This window comes from Halomonas pelophila, assembly GCF_040196315.1.
Lineage (GTDB): Bacteria > Pseudomonadota > Gammaproteobacteria > Pseudomonadales > Halomonadaceae > Halomonas > Halomonas pelophila.
The window spans coordinates 98,551-121,216 of the sequence record NZ_JBEGCI010000005.1 but is presented as its reverse complement, the minus strand read 5'-3'; the positions used below and the strand labels follow the sequence as shown (position 1 = coordinate 121,216).

The window sequence follows — 22,666 nt, the reverse complement described above, 5'->3', positions numbered from 1 at the left end:
CCGCCATGAACCTGAGCGAACTCGCCCTCAAGCGCCGTCCGGTCTTCTTCCTGGCCACCGTGGTGGCCATGCTCTACGGCCTCTACAGCTACGTCACCCTGCCGGCCCGGGAAGACCCCGAGATCACCGTGCGCGAGGCGGTGGTCACCACCGCCTTCCCCGGCCTGCCGGCCGCCCAGGTGGAGGAGAACATCACCAAGCCGCTGGAGGAGAGCATTCGCGCCATCGGCGAGGTGGAGCGGATCAGTTCGACCTCCATGCGCGGCCGCTCGATCCTCCACGTGGAGATCCAGGACCGCTACTTCGACCTGGAACAGATCTGGGACGAGGTGCGCCAGAAGGTCGAGGCGGCGACGCCGGCCCTGCCCGCCGGAACCCGGGACCCGGTGCTCAATGACGACTTCGGCGACGTGGCCGTGGTCACCGCGGCGCTGACTGCCGCCGACTTCCCCCAGGCCGAGCAGCAGGAGATCGCCGAGCATATCCGCACCCGCCTCTATGGCGTCGCCGGCATCAAGCAGGTCGAGCTGCTGGGCATCCAGGAGCAGCGCATCTTCATCGATATCGCCGAGGCGCGCCTCGCCGAGCTCGACCTCTCTCCCGGCGCGCTGGCCGGCCAGATCCAGAGCCGCAACATCTTCCCCCCCGGCGGCATCCTCGCGGCCGGCGAGCAGCGCCTGGCCCTCGAGGTCAGCGGCGAGTTCGCAAGCCTCGAGGCGCTGGGCGACACCGAGCTGCGCCTGCCGGACGGCGGCACCCTGCGCCTGCACGACCTGGGCGAGATCCGCCGCGGCTACGAGAACCCGGCGGACAAGCCCGCCTACTTCAACGGCCGGCCGGCGATCGTCTTCGCCGTCTCGATGCTCGAGGGCGAGAGCGTGCTGGACGTCGGCCGCGCCATCAAGGCACGCCTGGACGAGATTCGCACCACCCTGCCGGCCGGCTACCGGCTCGACATCATGACCTTCCAGCCCGAGCAGGTGGCCAATGCCGTCTACGGGGTGACCGCCAGCGTCATGCAGACGCTGGCCATCGTGCTGGGGGTGGTGATCCTCTTCCTGGGGCTGCGCACCGGGCTGATCGTCGGCTCGATCATCCCCACGGTGATGCTGGTGACGCTCGCCATCATGGGGCTGGCCGAGCTGACCCTGCAGCGGGCGAGCCTCGCCACCCTGGTGATCGCCCTGGGCCTGCTGGTCGACAACGCCATCGTGGTCGCCGAGGACTTCAAGACGCGGCTGGAGGCCGGCAGCGACCGCGACCAGGCCCTGCGCGAGACCGGCGCCGAGCTCGCCCTGCCGCTGCTCTCCTCCAGCCTGACCACCATCCTGGTGTTCCTGCCGCTGATGCTCGCCGAGCACGCCTCCGGCGAGTACACCCGCTCGATCTCCATCGTCATCGCCATCACCCTGCTCGCCTCCTGGTTCCTGTCGATGACCGTCACCCCGGTGCTGTGCCATCGCTTCCTGAAGGCGCCCCGGGGCGATCGGCAGGGCGCGAGCGACGCCCCCCGGCTCTCCGATCGCGCCTTCGGCTGGGTTTCCCGTCGCTATGGCCGCGGGCTCGCCGGGCTGCTCCACCACCGGGGGCTGTTCCTGGCCGTCATGGCCCTGACCCTGGTGGCCGGGGTGGCGATGATGCACGTGGTGCCCAAGAAGTTCTTCCCCGACTCGGACCGCAACCAGGTACTGGTGACCATCGACTTCCCCTCGGACATCGCCGAGAACCTCACCGGCCAGCGCGTCCAGGCGCTAAGTGACGCCCTGCTCGGCGCCCCGGCGCTCGGCGAGGACGTCACCGGCGTGGCCGCCTACGCCGGCTTCGGCGGGCCGCGCTTCGTGCTCTCGCTCACGCCGCTGGACCCGGCGCCCAACAAGGGCTTCATGGTGCTCAACGTCGCCGACCGCGAGCGGGTCGAGGCGGTGATCCAGGCGACCCGCACCTTCCTCGCCACCCGCCACCCGGACCTCTCGCCCCAGGTCACGCGGATGTTCCTGGGCCCCTCCGACAGCACCCTGCTGCAGGTGCAGGTCAAGGGTCCGGATCGTGAGGTGCTGTTCGCGGCCGCCGAGCGGGTCGAGGGCATCCTGCGCGACCTGGACGGCGCCCGGGACGTGCGCCAGAGCTGGGAGGCGCGGATTCCCTCGCTTGCCATCGAGGTCGACCAGGCGCGGGCGCGCAGCGCCGGCATCACCTCCGAGGACATCGCCCGCTCGCTCAGCGGCGCCATCGACGGCTACCACCTGAGCCACTACCGCGAGGGCGACGACATCATCCCGGTGGTGATGCGCTACGCCGACGCCCAGCGCGAGAGCGTCGAGCGCCTCAAGTCGCTGATCGTCTATCCGCTGGGCACCCCCGGGGCGGGCGTGCCCCTCAACCAGGTGGCCGAGCTGCGCCTCGACAGCGGCTACTACCGCATCGACCGCGAGAACCTGGTGCGCACCATCACCGTCGAGGGGCGCAACCGCTACTACACCGCCGAGGACATGGTGCCGAGGGTCGAGCCGGCGCTGCGCGACCTGGAAGCCACCCTGCCCCCGGGGCACTGGATCGAGTTCGACGGCGTGGTGGCGGAGTCCAGGGAGGGCCAGGCCGCCCTGCAGGCCAATCTGCCGCTGTGCATCGGGCTGATCTTCATCCTGCTGGTGGGCCAGTTCAACTCCTTCAAGCGCCCGCTGGTGATCATCGCCACCATCCCGCTGGTGATTGTCGGCGTGGCGCTGGGCCTGCTGGCCACCCGCGCCGACTTCGGCTTCATGGTGCTGCTCGGCATCTACAGCCTGGCCGGCATCATCATCAACAACGCCATCGTGCTGATCGACCGCATCGACATCGAGCGCGCCGACCCCGAACTGACCGGCCGCGATGCCGTCATCAAGGCCTCGGCCCGGCGCCTGCGGCCGATCCTGATGTCGGCGATCACCACCATCCTTGGCTTCCTGCCGCTGATCCTCGGCCGCGATCCGCTGTTCTTCGGCATGGCCGCGGCCATGGCCTTCGGCCTGGGGATCGGCACCGTCATGAGCCTGGGGGTGGTGCCGGTGCTCTACACCGTCTTCTTCGGCATCGACACCCGCGCACCGGCCAGGGAGGCGTGACGCCATGGCCCCCCGTCCCGATGGTGCCGATACCCGCGACCGACTGATCCAGGCCGGCATCCGGCTGTTCGGCGAGCACGGCTTCAAGGCCACTACCACCCGCGGGCTGGCCGAGGCGGCGGGCGCCAACATCGGCTCCATCGCCTACCACTTCGGCAACAAGCGCGGGCTTTATCTCGCCGCGGCGCGCTATATCGCAGAGCAGCTGAGGATGCGGCTGGCCCTCGACGAGGCGGCCGCGCAGGCGCCCGTGGAGGATCGCGACGCCGCCCTGGCCGCGCTGCGCGCCCTCGCCCGGCGCATGGTGCGCACCTTCGCCGAGGACGAGGAGTGCCGCCAGTGGCTGCTGCTGGTGATGCGCGAGCAGGTGCGTCCCGGCGAGGCCTTCGAGATCCTCCAGGCCGAGGCCTTCGGCCTGGTCCAGGCGACGCTGGGCGGCCTGATTGCCCGGCTCACCGACCGGGCGATCGACGACCGGCGGGTGATACTCGAGACCCACACCCTGGTCGGCCAGATCGTCTTCTTCCTGATCGGCCGCGAGCCCCTGCTGCGCCGCCTGGAGATCAAGGCCTTCGACGAGACGATCCTGGCCGAGATCGAGGCGGTGATCGACGCCCACCTGCGCCTCTATGCGGCGCCGGACGCTGACCTGACGCCAACACGCCCGACCTGAGGAGGCCGCATGCAACAGCCGATCGTTGGCTATCATCGCGATGAGGAGGACCACTGGGTGGCCGAGCTTGCCTGCGGCCATAATCAGCACGTCCGCCATCAGCCGCCCTGGGCCGAGCGGCCCTGGGTGCTCACCGAGGAGGGCCGACGCTCGCGGCTCGGCCTGGCGCTTGAGTGCGTGAAGTGCGACCGGGGCGAGCCCCGCGACATCCCGCCGGTACCGTGAGCGCGAGGGCCCCAAATGAAGTCGGGCCACCCGCAGGTGACCCGAATCGATTGGCGGCGGAATCGCGGCTGGCGTCGCTACCCCTTGGGGCCAAGCAGCAGCCAGACGATCAGCCCGATCAGCGGGAAGAACAGCAGCACCAGGATCCAGAGCAGCTTGGCGAGCCCCCCGGCCGGGCTCTTGGCCACCTTGACGATGGCCCAGATCACGATGATCAGCCAGATGAGGCCCAGCAGGCCGCCGACTTCGATACCCATATGACGTCTCCTTGTCCGTTGCCCCTCGGCGAAGGGCGCTCTCGGGAAGGTCACCTCTAGGGGTAGCACAGCGGAGGGGAAACACACAATCGCCGCCCCGCCATGGTCGACCCAGCGCCGTCGACCCGCCGGCACTGCATCGCTCACATCCGGGCCTGCCTTCAGGCAGCGGCCTGGCGCCTCAATCGGGCAACAGGTGGCCCACCTTGACGTAGATCAGCGCGCCGTCCTCGCCGGTGAAGGGAGTGTGCTGACTGCGATGGGGACTTCTCAGCCAGCTGCCGGCGGGATAGGCGCCGTGCTCGTCGTGGAAGGTGCCCTCGAGCACCAGGATCTCCTCGCCGCCCCAGTGGGCATGCGGCTGGAAGTGGGTGTTCGGCGCCCAGCGCACCAGCGCCACGTGCTCGCCCTCGAAATCGTGGAGCGGCAGCACCGAGAGGCCCTCGACCAGGCCCGGCCGCCAGTCACCGGCCCGGGTGTCGATCGCCTTCTGCGCGGTGTCGTCCGGCGAGAACTGGTGCAGCTTGACGAAGATCAGCGCGCCCTGCTCGCCCACCCGGGGCGCATGGGACGTGCCGATGGGGTTGCGCAGGTAGTGGCCCGCCGGGTAGCGGCCGTGCTCGTCGGCGAACTCCCCCTCCAGCACCAGGATCTCCTCGCCCCCGCCGTGCTCGTGGGTCGGGAAGGTGCTGTTCGGCGCGTAACGCACCAGGGAGGTGGCCCGGGCCACCTCGTCGCCGACGCGGTCGAGCATCATCCGCTCAACGCCGGCCGTGGGGGAGTTCACCCAGCGGTACTCCTCGGGGGTGACCACTGCCCGGCGGTCGAAGTCGGCATTGAGTCGCATGGCGGTCTCTCCTGTCGGCAATGAAGGGGCATCGGTGACGAATGGGACCGGACATGACGCCTGCCGTTCCCGTCGGTCACGGCGCCCGCCTGACCCGCGGTCGTGCCCATCGGGTAACATGGGGACCGCCCCCGCCATTCGCAAGGAGCGCTCCTTGGCCATCGACCTGCTGCTCAACGCCCTGATCTTTCTCGCCGCGGCGGTGCTGATCGTGCCGATCTTCAAGCGCCTCGGGCTCGGCGAGGTGCTGGGCTACCTGGCCGCGGGGGTCGCCATCGGCCCCTCGGCCCTTGGCCTGGTGGCCGATGCCGAGGCCGTGCTGCAGTTCTCCCAGGTGGGCATCATCTTCCTGCTGTTCGTGATCGGCCTGGAACTCAAGCCCTCGCGCCTCAAGCTGATGCACAAGGCGGTCTTCGGCTTCGGCAGCCTGCAGGTCGGGGTGACCACGCTGCTGCTCACGGCCTGCGCCTGGGCGCTCGGCCTGTCGCCCATGGTCGCGGCGGTGACGGGCTTCAGCCTGGGACTCTGCTCCACGCCGCTGGTGCTGCAGCTGCTGGGGGAGCGCCACGAGCTGCAGAGCCGACACGGCCGCAACGCCTTCGCCCTGCTGCTCTTCCAGGACCTGGCCGCGATCCCGGTGCTGGCCCTCATCCCCTTGCTGGCCACCCAGGACTTGCTGGCGCGGGGGCTCATGCCGATGCTCCAGGAGATCCTGGTGGCCGTCGGCGCCTTCGCCGGCCTTATCGTCGGCGGCCGGCTGCTGCTGCGGCCGCTGTTCCGCTTCGCCGCCGGCACCCGCAGCCGCGAGGTATTCGCCGGCACCGCCCTGCTGGTGGTGATCGGCGCCGCCCTGCTGATGGAGCTTGCCGGCCTCTCCATGGCGCTGGGCGCCTTCATCGCCGGGGTGCTGCTGGCCGACTCGGAATACCGCCACGGCATCGAGGCGGACATCGAACCCTTCCGCGGCCTGCTGCTGGGCCTGTTCTTCATGGCGGTGGGCATGACCGCCCAGATCGGCCTGCTGGCCGAGCACCCCGGGATGATCCTCGGCCTCACCGGCGCCCTGCTGCTGGCCAAGGCCCTGAGCGTGGTGGCAGCGGCCAGGGCCTTCGGCACCGGCTGGCGCGAGGCCCTCAACCTCGGCGTACTGCTCTCCCAGGGCGGCGAGTTCGGCTTCGTGCTGCTCACCGCCGCCGGCGCCGCGGCGCTGCTGCCCGCCTCCCTGGTCAACCAGCTGGTGCTGGTGGTGTCGCTGTCGATGGCCGCCACGCCGGTGATGTTCCTGGCCCACGCCAGGCTGGTGCGCCCGCTCTTCAAGACCCGGAAGGCCCGTCCCGACTTCGACCCCCTGCCGGACGAATCGCCGCAGATCATCCTCGCCGGCTTCGGGCGCTTCGGCCAGATCATGGGCCGTGCCCTGCAGGGGCTGAAGATCCCCTACACGGTGCTCGACATCAACGCCGACCAGGTGGCCTTCGTCCGCCGCTACGGCAACAAGGTCTATTTCGGCGACGCCTCCCGCATCGACCTCCTCGAGGCCGCCGGCGCCGACCAGGCCCGGGTGCTGGTGGTGGCGGTGGGTGACCCCGAGGCCTCGATGCGCATCGTCGCCAGCGTGCGGCAGCGCTTCCCCCACCTGCGCCTCTATGCCCGGGCCCGCAACCGCTACCACGCTCACCTGCTGATGCGGGCCGGGGTGAACGACCTGGTCCGCGAGTTGCTGCCGGCGAGCCTGGAGCTGACCCGCGACGTGCTGGTCGGCCTGGGCATTCCCCGCGACCAGGCCCAGCACACCATCGACACCTTCCGGCCCCATGACGAGCTGACGCTGCGCCGCCAGCTCGAGGTGTTCGGCAACGAGAAGAAGCAGATCCAGACGGTCCAGGAGGCGGCCCGGGAGCTCGAGGCCCTCTACGAGGCCGACGAGGATGTCACCACCTCGCTGGAGGAGCCGCCCCACCGCGAGTCGTGACGGCCGGCCCTCCGGGCCGCCCGCCCCCTCGCCCTCAGCGACGCGTCCCGCACGGCGGCCCCCACCAGGCCGGCAGGCGCTGGCGCACCTCGCACCGGGCGAAGCGATCGTCCATCAGTACCACGGTGCCGCGGTCATCGGGCCCGCGGATCACCCGGCCGGCCGCCTGCACCACCTTGATCAGCCCGGGGATGTGATAGGCGTAGTCGTCGCCGCGGCCGAAGCGCGCCGCCAGCCGCGCCTTGAGCGCCTCGTTGAAGGGATCCGCCGGCGGCAGCCCCAGGGTGGCGATGAAGGCGCCGACCAGCCGGTCGCCGGGCAGGTCGATCCCCTCGGCGAAGGCACCGCCCAGCACCGCGAAGCCGATGCTCGCCCCGCCCGGCGTGAACTCGGCCAGGAAGGCGTCCCGCGCCTCCTCGCGCATGCCGCGGGTCTGGGTGCGCACGGGGATCTCGGGATGCGTCTCGCGAAGGCGCGCCAGGGCCGCCTCCAGGTAGGCGAAGCTGCTGAAGAAGGCCAGGTAGTGGCCCGGCCGGCGGCGAAACTGCTCGGCCAGCTCGGCGACGATGGGCGCAAGCGAGGCCTCCCGGTCGCGCAGCCGGGTGGAGATGTCGGCGCGGATGCGGACCTCGAGCTGCTCGGCGGCGAAGGGCGAGGCCACCTCGCGCCAGACGGTGGCATCGGGCAGGCCCAGCAGGTCGCGATGGTAGTGGGCCGGGCTCAGGGTCGCCGAGAAGAGCACGGCCGCGTGGGTGGCCGCGAAGCGAGGCGCCAGGAAGTCCGCCGGCACCAGGTTGCGCAGCCCAAGCACGGCCCGCCCGCGACCATGGCGAGTCAGATCGCACAGCGAGTGATCGCCGAAGCGCTCGGCCAGCCGGGTGAAGGCCAGCGCCTCGAAGAGCAGCTCCTGCAGCGCCAGGGAGGCCTGTTCCGGGTGCTCGCCGAGGTGCTCGGTGATGGCGCTGGCCACTCCCGAGAGCGCCGCGGCCATGCCGTCGGGCAGGCCGTCGAGCACGCGGTAGGCCGGGCGCCCCGGCTCGCCGGCCTCGCTCATCCCGGCCTCCCGGACCAGCGACTGCCACTGGCGGCTAAGCCGCCCCAGCGGGCCCTTCAGCGCCCCGGGCGCCTCGCGGCGCAGCCTCGCCAGGCGGCGCTGGTCGAGCTCGGCGCTGTACATGCCCCGGGCCCGCTCCACCAGGTTGTGGGCCTCGTCGACCAGCAGCCCGGTGCGCCAGCCGTTGGCCCGGGCCAGGCCGTGCAGCAGGGCGCTGTCGTCGAACCAGTGGTTGACGTCGCCGACGATGACGTCGCACCAGCGCGCCAGCTCCTGGCCGAGGTAGTAGGGGCACACGCCGTGTTCGCCAGCCACCGCACGCAGCGCCGCGCGGTCCAGGAAGCCCCGCGCCACCGCGGCCCGGCGCGCCGCCGGCAGCCGGTCGTAGAAGCCCGCCGCCAGCGGGCAGGCCTCGCCGTGGCAGGCCCGGCCGGGGTACTCGCAGGCCTTCTCCCGGGCGGTGAGCTCCAGCACCCGCAGCGCCCGGGGGGTGGCGTACGGGCTTCCGGCGTCCGAGAGATCGGCGTCCGGGCTTCCGGCGTCCGGGACTCCGGAATCAGAGCGTTCGGCATCCGGACGTTCGGCGTCATCCGAGCCCTCGGCGCCGAGCGCGGCCAGGGCATCCAGCGCCAGACGGCGCCCCGGGGTCTTCATGGTCAAGAAGGCCACACGGTCGAGCCCGCGTCGCGGCATGGCCTTGAGCAGCGGGAAGAGCGTGCCCAGGGTCTTGCCGATGCCGGTGGGCGCCTGGGCGAGCAGGCAGCGGCCGGTGCTCGCGGCCTTGTAGACGCTCTCCGCCAGGTCGCGCTGGCCAGGGCGAAAGTCGGGGTGGGGAAAGGCGAGCGCGCCCAAGGCCGCGTCGCGGCGGGCGCGGTGCGCTGCCTCCTGCTCGGCCCAGGCGAGAAAGCGCCGGCACTGGGTCGCGAAGAAGGCCTCGAGTTCCGCGGCGCTCGCCTCCCGGGTCAACACGGTCTCGCGGCCGCTGGCGACGTCCAGGTAGACCAGCGCCAGGGTCACCGAGGCCAGGCCGCGCTCGGCGCACAGCAGCGCGCCGTAGACCGAGACCTGGGCCCAATGCAGGGCGCGCTGGTTGTCGGCCATGCGATCGAGCCGACCGCGATGGGTCTTGATCTCCTCCAGGCGGTTGGCCGCGGGATCATAGCCGTCGGCACGCCCGCTCACCGTCACCCCCTCGAAGGTGCCCGAGAGCGGCAGCTCGGCTTCAAAGCCCTCGCCGCGCCGCCCCGCCACCAGGGCGTGGCCGACGATGCCCTCCCGGGCGCTGGGGGCCGGCGTGAAGCGGTGATCGAGATCGCCCTCCCGGGCGGTGAAGTCGCACAGCGCGCGCACCGCCACCTGCCGGGGCGCGGCCTCACTCATCCCCGAGCGCCTCCGGCGATGGCTGCCAGGCGACATGGCAGACCACCGCGGGCATGCCCTGGGCCCGGAAGAAGGCGAGCCAGCGACGCTGGTTGTCCTGCAGCCGATCGCCCGGGCCCTTCACCTCGATCAGCCGATAGCGCGGCTCGCCCGCCGGGGCCTCGGGGCGAAACTGGATCAGGTCCGGCAGGCCGGCGCGGTTGGCCTTGAGGTCGCCGAGCAGGCGCTCGAAGCAGGCGCGCAGGTCGGCCGGCGGGAGGCAGGCCAGGGCCCGCTCGAGCAGCGCCTCGTCGAGCGCGCCCCAGTGCACGAAAGGCGAGGCCAGCCCCTGCTTCGCCCGCCAGGTGGCGAGGATCGCCTCGCGATGGCGGCCGTCGTCGAGCCGGGCCAGGCAAGCATCGAAGCGCGCCCGACGGCGGCTGACGAAGTCCTCGCGATAGAGATCCGCCGGCCCGCTATGGAAGGGGTGAAAGAAGGCGCCGGGCAGCGGCGCGAAGAGCGCCTCCCAGCAGAGCAGGCCGAAGAGCCCGGTGAGCAGGGCGTTCTCCACGTAGTGCACCGGAGCCGCCTCGTCGTGCAGGTGATCGCGCACCGCCGCCTCCACCGGGCCGGGCGGCAGGGTCAGCGACCAGCGCGCATGGGCGGGCTCGCGCCGTGGCGTCGGCGGGGCGAGCCCCAGCCGACGGCGTAGCCGCGGCACGAGCCGCGCCAGCGCCTGAGCCTCCTCCTCGCTGGCCGGGGCGGCGGCGAGCGGCTCGGCCAGGGCCAGGGCCGCGGCGTGCTCGCCGCGACGCTCCTGCAGGCGCAGGTGGCGGATACGCGCCTCGACGCTGCCGGCTTGTTCTTTCTCCGACCCTGTCTCCGGCGCCGCCTCAAGCCCCGTCTCCGGCCAGCCGGCCCGGTGGTAGAGCGCAAGCGCCGACGCCCCCTGCCCTTCGCGCTCCGCCTGGCGCCCCAGCGCCACGCAAAGGCGGCGATGCCGCGAGGCCAGCCAGGCGTTGTCGGAAAGCGGCTCGGGCAGCTCGGCATGCAGCGCCTCGACCGGCTCGCCGGCCGCCAGGCGCTCGCGCAGCCGGTGCAGCGCCAGGTAGGCGTCGAGTTCCTCGCGGCGCTGGAAGGCGCGAGAGTAGGCGGTGATCTCCACCCGCTCGTATTGACGCAGGCCGAGCTCGGCGAGCACGAAGGCCGACCAGTCCTGGCGCAGGTTGCCGAAGAACATCAGCCGCAGCCGGTCACAGGTCGCCATCACGGTGAGGCGCACGAGGCGATCCGGCGTCTCGGGCCACCATTCGACGAGCCGGCGGGGCTCTGTAGTAAGCCGCGGTGCCAGCGCCTCGCCAAGCGCGGCCTTGCCGGTGGTGGGAGGCAGCCCGGCCGCGGCGATCTCGGAGACCAGGGCGCGACGCAGCTCGGGCAGGCGCAGCTGCTGGAAGAGCGTCTCGAGGTCGAGGGCCGGGTCGTCCTCGACCAGTCCCGCCTCGACCAGCGGGGCGAGGGCCGCCTCGGCATCGCCGATCTCGGGATAGTCAAGGCGCGCGGTGCGAAAGTGCTCGCCCTTGCGCATCACCATGCGCACCAGCAGCGCCTGGGAGGCCTCGGGCAGGGCCAGGATGCGCGATACGACCTCGTGCTCGGCCGCGTCCAGCAGGTCGCCGTGACGCTCGACCACCCAGTCCAGCACGAAGCGGAAGTTCGCCAGGTAGTAGCGCGGGTCGTCCAGGGGGGCGGTGACCGCCGAGGCGGCAGGCAGGCTGTTCATGCATCCATGGTATCAGGGCCCATTGGGCGGCGTCAGCGCTCCACGCCCCGGGCCAGCTCACGCACCACCTCGGCCGCCGGCACCGCGCGGCAGCGGCTGGCGTTCTGCCCGGCCCACAGCGGCGAGGCGTCACCCAGCCCCCGCGCTTCGGCGGCGGCGCGCAGCGGGGCGATGGCCGCGCCGGCCAGCGGAAAGGCCGGCACCGCCTCGCTGATCGGCCCCAGCTCGCGCACCAGCCGGGTGACGATGCCCCGGGCCGGCCGGCCGCTGTAGAGGTTGGTCAGCGCCGTGTGGCGCGCCCCCTCGCTCATCAGCGCCTCGCGATGGAGGGTCGAGGCGCGGGATTCCGGGCAGCAGAGGAAGGCGGTGCCGACCTGGACCGCGTCGGCCCCCAGGGCCAGCGCCGCCGCCACGCCGCGGGCATCGGCGATGCCGCCGGCGGCGATCACCGGCAGGTTCACCGCCTGCCGGATCTGGGGCAGCAGCGCCAGGGTGCCCATCTGGCGTGTCAGGTCGTCGCTCAGGAAGTGGCCGCGGTGGCCGCCGGCCTCGAGCCCCTGGGCGATCACCGCATCCGCGCCGTGGGCCTCGAGCCAGCGCGCCTCCGCCACCGTGGTGGCGGACGAGAGCACCGTCGCCCCCCAGGCCTTGATCCGCGCCAGCAGGTCGGGCGCCGGCAGTCCGAAGTGGAAGCTGACCACCTCCGGGCGATAGGGCTTGATGGCATCGCAGGCCGCATGATCGAAGGGGCGCCGCCCGGCGCCCTCCGGCACCGTCTCGAGGTCGAGGCCGAACTCGGCGTACCAGGGCGCCAGCGCCGCCTGCCAGCGCGCCTGGCGCTCGGGGTCGGGCGCAGGCTCGCTATGGCAGAAGGCGTTGACGTTGATCGGCCCCGCCCCCGCCGCCCGGATGGCCTCGAGTTCCGCCGCCAGGCCCTCGGGGGAGAGCATCGCGCCGGGCAGCGCCCCGAGGCCGCCGGCCCGGGAGACCGCGATGGCCAGGGCGCTGTCCTGGGCGCCCGCCATCGGGGCCTGGAGGATCGGCCAGCGCAGGCCGAGGGTAGTCGTCCATGTCATGTTGTTCTCCTGATCTGGGCGTGATCGATGGCTCAGCCGCCGAGCGGGCCGTGATTGATCGCGGTCAGGCCCTCGTTGACCGCGAGGATCTGCGCCTGGATGCCTTCGACGCCCATGTCGGCGAGCCGCGCACTGTGCTTGTCGAGGTAGGCCTCGGCGCTCTCGGCATCGTCGAACAGGTAGACGCCGCCGGCCAGGTGGCGCTCCGGCGACTCGGTCCAGACCTTCCAGCGCAGGCCGGGCTCGTCGTTGATGCCCTGGGCCAGCGGCGTCAGGGCCTCGACCATCGCTTCGCCGAAGGGGCCCGGGAAGGGGAAGTGGATCTGCAGGATCACGGCCATGACACGGACTCCAGGCTCGGAAATGGGCTCCCAGCATAGCGTCTCGACGGCCGCCTGCCAGCCTCCGCGCCCATTCTCAGCGCGAGGCCGAGCGCAGCACCATCTGCTCGCCGCGGATCTCGATGTCGAAGCGCTCGAGGAAGCTCATGCCGAGTAGCGCCGCCTCGCCGCCGAGCCCGGAGCTGATCGAGCCGCGCACGTCGTGGGCCACATGGCCACCCAGGCTCACCGTCTCGAGGGACGTCAGGCCGCCGCGCACGCGCCCGTTGGCAGTGTTGAACCAGGCGCTGCCGGTGCGCTCGAGCCCCAGCCGCTCGGCCAGCGCCTCCGGCACCGCCACGTAAGTGGCGCCGGTATCGAGCAGGAACTCCACCGGCTCGCCGTTGATCCGCCCGGTGGCCACGAAGTGACCGGCACGATTGCGCTCCAGCACCACCGGCTCGCCCTCGCCCACCGAGACCTCGGCGAGGTGGGCGTTGGGGTTACGCTGGGCGTCGAGATAGCCCTGGAACCACCAGGCGCCCCCCGCCAGGAAGAGCACCCAGAACAGCAGCATCATGCCGAGCCCGGCCCGGCGTGTAGCTCGCTCATCGCTCATGCGCGCTCCTCTCTGGTGCGAGTCTCCCCTCGGCATGATGACACCGGGCGCCCGATGCTGCCCACCAGAAAACGCCGCCTGCCTCGCCCTGCGGTGATCGGGATGCCCTTCACGAAAGGGGGTGATCCCCGCCAGGGTGGATACGCCGATATTCAGGGCGTATCCATCCGTTGCAGGGCCCAGTAGCCGCCATCATCATCGGAGCCCTTGCGTCCCCAGCGGCCATGCAGGCGTCTCCCTTCGTCATCGGCCTCCATCACGCCAAGGCCCCGATCCAGTCCCAGCGTCCAGACATAGTGCAGGCGACCCTGCTGCACCTCGCCCTGAAGTTGCCCCAACCCGAGGCCATAGGTGAACACACCCCATACGCGATCCCCCTGGCGCTCGAGCACCACCCTCACCGGCAGTTCGCCGCTATGGTCGCCAAGCCGCCCCTCGAAGGTGCCGGCAAAGGAGGTCGTCCCGGTCGGCGACGCCCGGTCGATGACCAGCTCACCGCTGCGACGCGGCCGCAGGATGGCCGGATCCGCAGCGTGCCCCAGGCGCGCGATGCCCTCCTGGATCTCCTCATCCTCCATGAACTCGGCCAGCCTCTCGATCTCCCCCGCCACCTCGACGATGCCCTCCCGCGCCAGGAGCGCATCGGGCTCGGCCCGGGCGAAGGCGTCGCTGCGTCCGACCAGGGCCGAGGCCAGCCCACGCAACCGATCCGAGGTCAGCGGGTGGGTGGCCTCGGCCAGGTGCGCCCGGTAGGCCGCCTCGTCGGCAAAGTGCCAGCGATTGGGCTCCCAGTGGGCCAGCAGGGTGAAGTACAGGCTCATGCCAAGCGGCGGATAGGCCAGCCGGGCCATGACGTCCAGGGCGAAGGCATCGGCCTCACCCTCGTTGCCGCGAGCCGCCTGGCGGGACACGTCGGGCCCATAGCCCGGATGGCGATACAGGGCATGACCCAGTTCGTGGAGCAGCACGAAGACCATGGAGGAGGTGAAGATCTTGCCGTACAGCGCCATGACCTCCTCGCGGTCGCGCACATCCTCCGGCACTCCCAGCGCCGCCAGGGGCAGCGGGTAGCGTCCACCGGGGAAGGACGCGGCCGGGCGATGGCGCAGCATGGCGACATAGCGAGAGGGCGTCTCGATGGACAGTCCCTCGAGCTGGAGCCAGGCCGTGGCCAGGGCAAGATCACCGAACAGCCGCAGCGAGGCCACCGACATCACCACCTGGCGCCTACCATCGGCGAGTGTCTGCTGGTAGTAGCAGAAGGGCTCGGCGGCGGGCATCGGGCAGCGCAGCGGAAACACCAGCTCGACCCCCGCCAGTCGCGCTCGCTCCTCGACCTCCAGGGCCGGCAGCAGGTCCTCGGCATGCACGCGGCGGATATCCTGCGGCGTGATCCGCGACCAGTACGCCAGGGTCGCCTCGTCGTAGAGGGTCACCGTCCCCCACACCGGCATGGCCAGCAGGCACAGCCACAGTGCAATGAGACGCCGTAGCTCGCTCATGATGGCCGCTACCCTTGCGACCCGAGTTCAGGAGCGGCGGCTCCCTCGGGGGCCTGGCCCTGGTGATAGAGCAGCGCCGGCTCGGTCAGTCGCGGGTCCGGCGGCTCACCACGGGCGTCGGTACGGTTGGCCCAGTCGGTGAAGGTGGCATAGTCGCCCCAGGCCTCCTGCCAGGCCGGACGCAGCAGCAGCAGTTTCACCTGGCGCAGGTCACCGCGTTCTGCCACGGCCTGGCTGCCCTCGCTGGCCGAGGATTCAGCCAGCGCGTTGAGGGTGTAGAAGAGCCGACGCAGCCGGGCGAGGACTAGCGTCGGGTCGACGTCGGCCTGAGGAACGGCCCCGCTGTAGCCGATCACCCCGGGGGGCGACGGGGAGGACTGAGCCACCGGCCATGGCTGCGTGGTTGTCTGGGGTGCCTCGACCGGTGTCGAGGTGGCCTGGATGGCGCTATGCAACGAGAGGGCCAGGGCGACGCTGCCGAAGAGGGCGAAGAAGAGCCCGGGGGCGGCCCGGTTGAGCACCACCTGGGCCCCGCCGGGCAGGGTCAGCTTGCCGTCGCTGTCGCGGTGGGTGGGCACCGCCAGGAACAGCCGGTAGCCCAGATAGATCGCCATGCCGGCGAACAGCACGACCAGGATGCGCTCGACGGCGCGCAGCGTGATGGGATCCATGACGGCAACCTCCGGAAGCCGCGGGAATACCCTCAGTCTAGTGGCTTTACCGGCCGTTGCGGGCCTCCCAGTCGCGAGCCGCCTGCTGGCCGCGGGCCTGGTCGACGAACAGGCAGACCAGGATGGCGACGATGAACAGCGCCGCGCAGAGCAGGATCGAGGCCTTGAGCCCCACCAGCGACTGCAAGAGGCCGAGGCCGATGATGCCGATCACCCCGGCGAGCTTGTTGGCCAGGCCCCAGAAGCCGAAGAACTCGGCGGCCTTGCGCTGCGGCGAGAAGAGCCCCACCAGGGCGCGGCTGGCCGACTGGCTGGAGCCCAGGGAGAGGCCCGCCAGGCAGCCCACCACCAAAAAGAGGTGCTGCGCCTCCCAGGCGAGGCCGAAGTGGCCGTTCAGGAAGGCGGTGACCTCCGGCGTCGCCCAGATGGCCAGTATCGCCGCCACCCAGAGCGCCAGGGTGAAGAGGTAGGTGATGCGGGTGCCGATGCGGTCCTGGATGAACCCAAAGCCGAGCGCCCCTACCGCGGCGGTGATCTGCACGATGATGAACATCAGGTTGCGGATCGCCTCGTCCCAGCCGATCACCTGGGCGCCGTAGATGAAGGCGAAGGCGATGACGATGTAGACGCCGGCCATGGAGAAGAGCAGCGAGACCAGGAAGATGCCCAGGTCGCGGAAGCGCTTCAGCTCGTGCAGCGTGGTCGCGACCCGCGCCACGGCGATCTCGCGGTAGGTCTTGCCCGGCGGCTGGGGGGTGCCGCGCTCCCGCACCCACAGGAAGGTCGGCACCGCGGCGACCAGGAAGAAGCCCGCGGCGAAGGGCCCCACCCAGCGGACGCGCTCGAAGTTCTCCGCCGTGGCCTCGCCCAGCATGGCCAGCGAGAAGCCCGCGGCGAGCAGCCCCCCGACGTAGCCCAGCGCCCAGCCGAAGCCGGAGATCTTGCCCAGGTCCTCCGGCGGACCGAGGTCGGGCAGGAAGGCGGCGATGAACGACTCGCCCATGGAGAAGGCGTAGTTGGCGATCACGATCAGCACCACGCCCAGCAGCACCGCCCCCGGCACCACGAAGTAGAGCATCGCCGAGGCGGCCACGGTGGCCAGGTAGCTGACGAACAGGAAGCGCTTCTTCGACGCCTGATAGTCCATCACCGCCCCGCACAGCGGGCCGGTGAGCACCACCAGCAGGAAGCTCGTGGCCAGCGCCAGGCTCCACAGGAAGTTGGCCAGGCGATAGCCGTCGCCGCGGTCGCCGACGATCACCGTGGTGAAGAGCTCGCCGAACACTACGGTGATGATCAGCAGGGTATAGGCCTGGCCGGCGAAGTCGAACATCGCCCAGCCGAGGATTTCCTTGCGCGTGGCGCGCGGCGTCGCGGCCACGGCGGCGGGGGTGAGGCTCATCGGCGCGTCCCGGTATGAATCAGGCCGTCACGATAGCAGCCTCCCCCGCCCTAGACGAGGTCCCGGGGGATCGTCTCGTCCCAGGTCTTGGCGAAGATGCGGGTCTCGCCCTCCCAGGCGTCGAGGGTCGCGCGGATGCGAAAGTTGTCGGCATCAGAGGTCAACAGGGTGCGGGTCAGGGTACTGACCTCCCAGGCTCCGCGCCGGAAGCTGCGCTGCCACTCGGTCCAGCCGCTGGCGCTGTCGTAGCTGCCGAAGGCGTAGGCGTAGCGCTCGGTGACCCGGGCGGCGATCTCCAGGTCGATGTCGTCGATCCGGTAGCGCCCCTCATCGTGGACCACCTCCAGGGTGGTGCGGTCCTGTGCCAGGTCGCGGATCACCCGCCAGCTCTCCTGGCTGGGCTGGATCAGCGTCTTGGCCAGCGCCGGCGCGCCCTCGGGCTCGGCGAAGGCGGGCAGCGCCGCCTCCTCCGTGGGGCGCGGGTCGCGGCGCGGCAGCACCAGCCGACTGGCGCCGGGCCAGAGGGTGATCCGCACCGGCTCGGGCGACGGCCAGGCCAGCGGCCAGTAGCTGGTAGAAAGCGACAGTCGAATGGCGTGGCCCGCCGGGAACTGCTGGGCGATGTGCTTGAGCGGGATGCACACCCGATAGCGCTGACCCGGCTCCAGCGGCTCGGGATGCTCGTTGCTGTCGCGGTGGGTGAGGTTGAGCAGGCCGTAGGAGACTCGGGTGGCCTTGTCATCCTCGCCGATATCGGAGAGACGCAGCGCCACCATGGCCACCGGCTGGTCGGCGGCGAGCTCGAGCTCGACCTGCGGCGAGCCGCAGATCTCCAGCGCCGCCTCGAGGCGCGGCGTCTGGAAGATCAGGCAGCCGCCATCCTCCTCGCGCTGGTCGTGGGGCAGGTCCGGGGGCGCATTGTAGGAGCACCACTTGCCCGCATAGAGGCCCACCGAGAGCGGTGAGCGGACGTCCAGGGTCGCCTGTGGCGAGTCCTCTCGCGGCTCGTCCTCGGGCAGCAGATCGTGGCCCGGGGTGAGCCGGAAGGCCTGGGCGACGATGTTCGGCGACGGCCAGGCGGGCTCGGCGATCCAGCGCCCGGGGCGCTCGTCGTAGCGCGCCGAGGGCGGCATCGACTCCTGCATCCACACGCGCAGCATGGGCTCCTCCATGATCCCGGTATCGGTCCCCTTGAGCCACTGGTCCCACCAGCGCAGCGACTCCTGCAGGAAGCCGATGGCCGGTCCCGGCACGCCGAGGTGCGGGTACTTGTGGGCCCAGGGGCCGACCAGCCCCTTGCGCGGCACGTCGAGCCCCGCCAGCAGGCGGAAGACGGCGTTGCAGTAGCCGTCGGCCCAGCCACTGATGGCATAGACCGGGCACTGGATCGCCGTGTAGTCCTCGCACACCGAGCCGTGTTTCCAGTAGTCGTCGCGCCGCTGGTGCTCGAGCCACTGGGCGAGCCACAGGCCGCTGCCGTCCAGGCGCTCGAGCCACATCTCGCGCCAGCGCTCGCCGACGAGTTCGGGATCGGGCGGGCAGGCGTTGCCGTCGAACATCGTCGAGGCCCAGGAGAGGTTGTCGCCCAACAGGCAGCCGCCCATGTGGTGGATGTCGTCGGCGTAGCGGTCGTCGGTGAAGCAGATCGTGATCACCGCCTTGAGCTGGGGCGGACGCAGGGCGGCGATCTGCAGGCCGTTGAAGCCGCCCCAGGAGATGCCGATCATGCCGACGTCGCCGGTGCACCAGGGCTGGGCCTGGAGCCACTCGAGGATCACCAGGCCATCGTCCAGCTCGCTCGGCAGGTACTCGTCGGTGAGCACGCCGTCGGACTCGCCGGTGCCGCGGATATCGACCCGCACCCCGGCATAGCCGTGGCCCGCCCAGTAGGGATGGCTCTGCACGTCGCGCTCGGCGGTGAGGTCGCGCTTGCGGTAGGGCAGGTACTCCAGTATCGCCGGCACGGGGTGGATCTCGGCATCCACCGGCCGCCAGATGCGCGCCGCCAGGCGGCCGCCGTCAGGCAGCGGGATCCAGGTCTCCTCCTCCATCACCCGGCGCGGGAAGTCGTTGACGATGCGCATGGTCCTGCTCTCCTTGTCCCTTGAGGGCTTTCTCGGGCCGGGGCTCAGCCCTGGATCTGGTCGAACTCGAAGGCCAGACGCGCCGCCAGCTGGTCGTAGTTGGCCAGCAGTTGCTCTGCGGACTCGGCCCCCATCCAGACATGGGCCAGGGCGAAGCTGTAGCTGTCCTGTTCGGGCAGCGAGGAGAGCCACTGCCCTTCCTCCACCTGGATATCGATCATCGCTCCCGGGAAGTCGGCCTCGAGCTCGGCGACCTCCGCAGGCGTCGGCACCCGGGTCACCAGAGCATCGATGAAGAACACGCGGGTGAAGAACTTGGCCGCCATGGGAAAGTCGCCCTGCCGATGCGGCATGTCGGGTCGGCTGCCCAGCCCCAGGTCGATGGTGACCTGCTGGTTGCTGATGCCGTCGACCTTCTCGAAGAGATCGCAGTGGGACTGGGAGATGCGCGTGTTGATCTCGAGCAGCCAGATGCGGTCCTGCACCTCGTCCCAGAAGTACTCGACGTTGAAGGCGGCATTGTCGTAGCCGATATGGGTCATCACCGTATCGGTCAGCTCGCGCATCTTGGCCTGGATGGGCTCGGGCAGCCCCGAGGGATAGCGGTAGTGGAAGAAGCTCAGCACCTGGGGATAGCGCAGCGAATCGACGATCCCGTAGCTGACCACCTCCCCCGCGAAGACGTAGCCCTCCACCGTGCACTGCCAGCCGCCGATGATCTCCTCGGCCATGCAGAAGTGGCCGTCCACGGCGGCGATCTCGTCGGGCAGCCGTGCCTGCTCCAGCACCGTGTTGAAGGGGTCGGCAATCAGGCCGATCGCGTCGCGCAGCTGCTCGATGGCATGGTAGAAGTCCTCGGGGGTGTCGATGCGAAAGCCCAACCGGGAACCCGAGGACTTGATCGGCTTGACGAAGAAGGGGAAGTAGAGCCCCGCCTCGCCGATGTGGGTCAGGGCCTCGTCGTCGAAGGGGTCGAAGGCCGTGAAGCCCGGAATGAAGTCGGGAATGACCTCCTTCTGCACCCGGCGACTCCAGTACTTGTGCTCGCACTTGAGCAGGCTCGACAGCGACGTGGCAGTGGTGCCGAAGCGCTCGCAGAGGATCGGCAGCATGGTCGAGACGGGGAAGTCCATGTAACCGACGATGGCGTCGATGGAGCCCTCGAAGGCCTCGAGTTCGGCCGTCGCTTCGGCCAGCATGGCGGCGATGTCGAACTCTTCGGTGTCGTAGACCGCCTCGGGCGCGATGATGCCGTGGAAGTGCCAGTGCTCGGCGCCGCGCAGCGTCTCGAGCCGCTGGCGATTGAAGTCGTTGAGCCCCACCACGAAGATATTCTTTGCTTCCGCCATGCCACATTACTCCCCATTGCGCAGCCGACCGGGCCACTCCGAGCAGCATAGTCCAGTGCGCGGGCGATGCAGGGGCGAAAGCGAGGCCGACGGCGTGAGCGAGGGCGTGCTCAGGACGGAGGCGCCCCGCCAGCATCGGCGTCGCGGCCGCGGGCCAGGCGATCGATGGCCTCCCCGCCCTGGCCGGCCAGGGTCGCCAGCCGATCGATCTGGTCGTCCAGGCGCGGCAGGGCCTCGCGGCGATAGCGCGAGAGGTCGTCGATGGCCCCGAGCACCTCGCCGAAGGCCTCCTCCAGGGCCTGCATGTCGAGCATCGCCGACGAGGCGCGCTGCTGGATGTCCACGCCCTGCTGGCGAAGCGCCCGGGCGGTGCCGCCGATCATCTCGGAGGTGGTGGCGTTGAGCGACTCGACGCGGTCGAGCACCAGCCGCTGGTTGGCCAGCGCCAGGGCCACGGTCACCGCCACGGTCAGCGCCGAGACGGTGACGTTGATGGCGCGGTCGACGCCGCGCATCAGCTCGCGGTTGTTGCGGATGATCACCTCGAGGGCCAGCACGCCCTGCTGGCTGACCGCCAGCTGCTGCTGCAGGTCGACGATGCGCTGGCGCAGCGGGAAGAGCAGCTCCTCCTCGAGGAAACGCCGCTGCGGGTCCTCTGCGTCGCGACGCGAGATGGCGAGCTGCAGGCGGTCGTCAATGCGCCGCCCCAGGGCGATCTGGCGTGTGAGCTTGGCGAGGGTCTCGCGCAGGGCCTGCTGATCGTCGTCGAGGGTCAGGTTGTCGCGACGCAGCATGTCGCGCCCGCCTTCGAGGTCGGCGATGATCGCGTCCAGCGCCTGCTGGGCCGTCTCGAACTTGCGGAAATAGCGCTGCAGGCGGCTGCCGGCCCCCGGGATCAGCGCCAGCACCCGATCCAGCGGGCCCGAGGCGAGATTGTGCCGACCGGGGTCCAGCGACTGCATGCGCCCGCGCAGGTCGACCAGCGCCTTGGCCACCGGCCCGCCCTCGTCGCCGTGGTGGGCCAGCTGGCGCAGCGGGGTCTGCAGCATGGCGCTCTGGTGGGCGGCCTGCTGCTGCAGCTCCAGGCCCAGCTCGTCGATGGCGCGGCGCTGGCGCGCCTGGGCCTCGGCGTCGCCGCCGGCCAGCAGCTCATCGACGAAGGCATCGGCCTGGGACGCCAGGCTCGCGTCGCCATCGGCGCGGCCGGAGGCTTCCCCGCCCTCCAGGTCGCGGGCGATCTCCTCCACCGGGGGGAGCGCCAGGCGGGCGCCGTCTTGGGGTTGCTCGGTCATGGGCACCTCTCGAAAGGATCGGTCAAGGGTGGGATCAGGGATGGGATCAGGCGTCGGCGCGGGCATGGGGCCCGGAGGCCGTCACGAGCCGCTGCGCCCGTAGCGGTCGGCGCGGGAGACGAAGCGGCTCAGCTCCGACAGCGCCCTCTCGGCGGTGACCGAGGCCTGGGGACGGCTGGTCTCGATGCGCGCCAGGGAGACGGCGGTATCGTCGAGCACGGTCAGCGCCGCCTCGTTGCGGGCGGCCAGTTCGCCCAGCCGACGCTCGGTCTCCTCGAGCAGCTCCAGGCGCCGGCGCAGGGCCTCGCGCTCCTGGGTGCCGAGCCGGCGATCCTCGCGGCTCAGGCGCCGGCGCACGAAGTCGCCATCGACGTTGACCACCCCGCTGGCCTGGGAGGCCATGGAGTGCAGCGTATCCACCGCCCCGAGGCCGACCTGGGAGACCAGTTCCCGGGCGCGGGCGAAGGCCAGCTCGCCACGATCGAAGCGCCCCTCGAGCACGCCCAGCAGGTGGCGATAGCGGCTGTAGAGACGGTCGGCCTGGATGGCGAGGTCGGGGCGATGCACGTCGAGCAGCGCCTGCTTGGCGCTACATAGCGCCCGCACCAGGTCGTCGGCCTCGGCCGGCGGATGGGCGGGGTCGAGCACCATCAGTCCCGCCTCATGGGCATCGCGCTCCTCCTCGGCCCGCCGCCGAGTCGCCTCGGCGGCCAGCCGCTCGCGGAAGCGTCGCACCCGCCGCCGCTCGAGCCAACGGCGAACACGACGCTCCAGCGGCAGGGCCACGGGGATCGCCACCAGCCCCGCCAGCCAGCCGGCCAGCGTCGGGCCGAAGCCGCCCCACAGCGAGGTCAGCCACAGCAGCATGCTGATGAAGGGCACCATCAGGCAGTAGCGCAGGATGACCTGCAGCCGGCCCGGCGGCTCGATCGGCACGGCCAGGCGCGGATTGATCAGGCCCACCAGCAGCCAGGGCAGGCAGGTCAAGAACAGGCCGTAAGAAAAGCCCTGGAGAAATCCCAACATGGCGTCGACGTGACCTCCCTGCGTTCGATCACGATGATAGTGGCGATATGGTGACGA

General features: G+C 71.0%; 18 protein-coding genes. 4 read left to right on the top strand and 14 right to left on the bottom strand.

All coding sequences use genetic code 11. The features are described 5' to 3' along the window. Positions 1-5 precede the first annotated feature (5 nt). The 3 genes from ABE957_RS07085 to ABE957_RS07075 are packed head-to-tail and all read left to right on the top strand — an operon-like array spanning position 6 to position 3,999. Positions 6-3,101 (top strand): efflux RND transporter permease subunit, encoded by a 3,096-nt coding sequence (locus ABE957_RS07085; protein ID WP_349757970.1) that lies wholly within the window; start codon positions 6-8, stop codon positions 3,099-3,101. A gap of 4 nt (positions 3,102-3,105) precedes the next feature. Beyond that, positions 3,106-3,774, top strand: coding sequence for a CerR family C-terminal domain-containing protein (locus tag ABE957_RS07080; RefSeq protein WP_349757969.1), 669 nt, complete (start codon positions 3,106-3,108; stop codon positions 3,772-3,774). A 9-nt stretch (positions 3,775-3,783) separates the two neighbouring features. Beyond that, on the top strand, positions 3,784-3,999 hold the full coding sequence (locus tag ABE957_RS07075) for a DUF3565 domain-containing protein (RefSeq protein WP_349757968.1): 216 nt from the start codon (positions 3,784-3,786) through the stop codon (positions 3,997-3,999). Between the two features lie 77 nt (positions 4,000-4,076). Here ABE957_RS07075 and ABE957_RS07070 read toward each other — a convergent pair whose 3' ends face one another. Both ABE957_RS07070 and ABE957_RS07065 read right to left on the bottom strand, forming a co-directional pair. Beyond that, the gene (locus tag ABE957_RS07070) at positions 4,077-4,256 is read right to left on the bottom strand and encodes a PLDc N-terminal domain-containing protein (protein ID WP_349757967.1); all 180 of its coding nucleotides are present in this window, start codon (positions 4,254-4,256) and stop codon (positions 4,077-4,079) included. A 181-nt stretch (positions 4,257-4,437) separates the two neighbouring features. Continuing rightward, positions 4,438-5,103: a cupin domain-containing protein gene (locus ABE957_RS07065; protein ID WP_349757966.1), complete on the bottom strand. Its 666-nt coding sequence runs from the start codon at positions 5,101-5,103 to the stop codon at positions 4,438-4,440. Positions 5,104-5,257: 154 nt separating this feature from the next. On the opposite strand from ABE957_RS07065, the gene ABE957_RS07060 reads away from it, so the two are divergent. Beyond that, positions 5,258-7,075 (top strand): monovalent cation:proton antiporter-2 (CPA2) family protein, encoded by a 1,818-nt coding sequence (locus ABE957_RS07060; protein ID WP_349757965.1) that lies wholly within the window; start codon positions 5,258-5,260, stop codon positions 7,073-7,075. A 34-nt stretch (positions 7,076-7,109) separates the two neighbouring features. On the opposite strand, the gene ABE957_RS07055 is transcribed toward ABE957_RS07060, so the two are convergent. From ABE957_RS07055 to ABE957_RS07000, 12 genes are all read right to left on the bottom strand, one after another. Continuing rightward, positions 7,110-9,509, bottom strand: coding sequence for a helicase C-terminal domain-containing protein (locus ABE957_RS07055; protein WP_349757964.1), 2,400 nt, complete (start codon positions 9,507-9,509; stop codon positions 7,110-7,112). Continuing rightward, the gene (locus tag ABE957_RS07050) at positions 9,502-11,268 is read right to left on the bottom strand and encodes a VRR-NUC domain-containing protein (protein WP_349757963.1); all 1,767 of its coding nucleotides are present in this window, start codon (positions 11,266-11,268) and stop codon (positions 9,502-9,504) included. Before ABE957_RS07050 ends, ABE957_RS07055 begins: the two co-directional genes overlap by 8 nt. A gap of 32 nt (positions 11,269-11,300) precedes the next feature. Beyond that, the gene (locus tag ABE957_RS07045; RefSeq protein WP_349757962.1) at positions 11,301-12,344 is read right to left on the bottom strand and encodes an NAD(P)H-dependent flavin oxidoreductase; all 1,044 of its coding nucleotides are present in this window, start codon (positions 12,342-12,344) and stop codon (positions 11,301-11,303) included. A 32-nt stretch (positions 12,345-12,376) separates the two neighbouring features. Further along, on the bottom strand, positions 12,377-12,685 hold the full coding sequence (locus tag ABE957_RS07040) for a monooxygenase (protein ID WP_349757961.1): 309 nt from the start codon (positions 12,683-12,685) through the stop codon (positions 12,377-12,379). A 76-nt stretch (positions 12,686-12,761) separates the two neighbouring features. Beyond that, positions 12,762-13,283 carry a retropepsin-like aspartic protease family protein gene (locus ABE957_RS07035; protein WP_349757960.1) on the bottom strand — a complete coding sequence of 174 codons (522 nt, stop codon included), beginning with the start codon at positions 13,281-13,283 and terminating at the stop codon, positions 12,762-12,764. Positions 13,284-13,435: 152 nt separating this feature from the next. Beyond that, the gene (locus ABE957_RS07030) at positions 13,436-14,785 is read right to left on the bottom strand and encodes a phage exclusion protein Lit family protein (RefSeq protein ID WP_349757959.1); all 1,350 of its coding nucleotides are present in this window, start codon (positions 14,783-14,785) and stop codon (positions 13,436-13,438) included. Positions 14,786-14,793: 8 nt separating this feature from the next. Continuing rightward, positions 14,794-15,456, bottom strand: a complete 663-nt coding sequence (locus ABE957_RS07025) for a hypothetical protein (protein WP_349757958.1) — start codon at positions 15,454-15,456, stop codon at positions 14,794-14,796. 46 nt (positions 15,457-15,502) lie between these two features. Then, complete coding sequence (locus tag ABE957_RS07020) at positions 15,503-16,858, bottom strand: MFS transporter (protein WP_349757957.1); 1,356 nt, start codon at positions 16,856-16,858, stop codon at positions 15,503-15,505. Positions 16,859-16,908: 50 nt separating this feature from the next. Next, positions 16,909-18,942, bottom strand: coding sequence for a CocE/NonD family hydrolase (locus tag ABE957_RS07015; RefSeq protein ID WP_349757956.1), 2,034 nt, complete (start codon positions 18,940-18,942; stop codon positions 16,909-16,911). 44 nt (positions 18,943-18,986) lie between these two features. After that, entirely contained in the window at positions 18,987-20,291 is a 1,305-nt protein-coding gene (locus ABE957_RS07010; RefSeq protein ID WP_349757955.1) for an ATP-grasp domain-containing protein, read from the bottom strand. A 110-nt stretch (positions 20,292-20,401) separates the two neighbouring features. Then, positions 20,402-21,583, bottom strand: a complete 1,182-nt coding sequence (locus ABE957_RS07005) for a toxic anion resistance protein (protein ID WP_349757954.1) — start codon at positions 21,581-21,583, stop codon at positions 20,402-20,404. Between the two features lie 81 nt (positions 21,584-21,664). Continuing rightward, entirely contained in the window at positions 21,665-22,609 is a 945-nt protein-coding gene (locus ABE957_RS07000) for a cobyrinic acid a,c-diamide synthase (RefSeq protein WP_349757953.1), read from the bottom strand. Positions 22,610-22,666 lie beyond the last annotated feature (57 nt).